Annotated in this window: 1 protein-coding gene and 1 pseudogene; one reads left to right on the forward strand and one right to left on the reverse strand. The window is 69.6% G+C overall.

What is annotated here, in order from left to right; translation table 11 throughout:
- Positions 1–91: 91 nt before the first annotated feature.
- Positions 92–196, reverse strand: a pseudogene (locus ACWDO5_RS35695) (slipin family protein); the annotation flags it as partial.
- Positions 197–368: 172 nt separating this feature from the next.
- Between ACWDO5_RS35695 and ACWDO5_RS35700 the strand changes: the two are divergent.
- A complete protein-coding gene (locus ACWDO5_RS35700) occupies positions 369–1,235 on the forward strand; it encodes an alpha/beta fold hydrolase (RefSeq protein WP_450534677.1) in 867 nt (288 codons plus the stop codon).
- Positions 1,236–1,319: the final 84 nt, after the last annotated feature.

Below are 1,319 nucleotides of genomic sequence, written 5' to 3' on the forward strand. Positions count from 1 at the left end.
CCTCCACTCCCCGACGCCACCACGCATACCGAGATCATCCCGCACCAATGATCACGAACGCAGGCGGGTTGCCGGTTACTGAGACACGCTCCTAGTCCTGTCCTGTTTTCGTCTCCGCGGGACCGGGTTCCGCGGGCGGCAGCGGCTGCTGGGCCCGCTCCAGGAACCGCAGCAGCTCCACCGGGAAGGGCAGCACCGGGCCCCTGGGGTGCGATGTGGACGCGCCTGCACCTACCTCTTCGACGGTAACCCCGAAATGACTTCAAAGGCGGTCCCGGTCAGGGTCCTGATGGGTAATCATCGAACCGGTGGGGAATGCCAAAGCTCACATGCCTGCACGGGGCACTTACGACGAAGGGGGCTCGGGAGTGCGACGTCGGGTGCGCGCGGCGGACGGGCGGCATCTGATGGTGGAACGGCTGGGCGATCCGCGCGGCAGACCGGTGTTCCTGCTGCACGGCACCCCCGGCAGCCGGCTTGGCCCGGCGCCGCGCGGCATGGTCCTGTACCAGCGCGGCACGCAGCTGATCGCGTACGACCGCCCCGGCTACGGCGGTTCGGACCGGCTGGCGGGACGCAGCGTCGCCGATGTCGCCCAAGACGTACGGGCGATCGCCGACGAGCTCGGCCTGGAGCGGTTCGCCGTGGTGGGCCGCTCGGGCGGCGCACCGCACGCGCTGGCCTGCGCTGCCCTGATGCCGGAGCGGGTCACCCGTACCGCCGCTCTGGTGACGCTCGCGCCCAGGGACGCCGACGGACTCGACTGGTTCGAGGGCATGGCCACGTCCAATGTCCTGGAGTACACCAGCGCGTCGGACGACCCGGCAGGGCTGATCGAGCGGTTCATCCTGCGCTCCGCCGAGATCAGGAAGGACCCGATCCGGCTGCTCGACGATCTGCGCAGGGAGCTGACCGACTCCGACCGGATGGTGGTGTCGGACGCGGGCGTCAGGTCCATGCTGCTTCGCAACTACCAGGAGGCGCTGCGCACTTCCGCGTACGGCTGGATCGACGACGCACTCGCCTTCTGCAGCCCCTGGGGCTTCGACCCCGCCGACATCAAGGGCCCGGTGATGCTCTGGCACGGCGAGAAGGACGTCTTCTCACCCGTGGGCCACTCCCGCTGGCTGGCCCAGCGCATCCCCGGCGCGACGGCCGTACTCGAACCGACCGCCGCGCACTTCGACGCGCTGCATGCGCTGCCGCGGATCTTGACCTGGCTGCTCGAGAGGTGAGCGGGGCCGGCCGGTAGCCGGTTCGTCCTCAATCTCCCCCAGGGGGCTTATTTTCCGCCGGTCGGCCTGAATCTTCAGGCCGAC

The sequence above is a fragment of the Streptomyces sp. NPDC000880 genome (genome assembly GCF_053599675.1).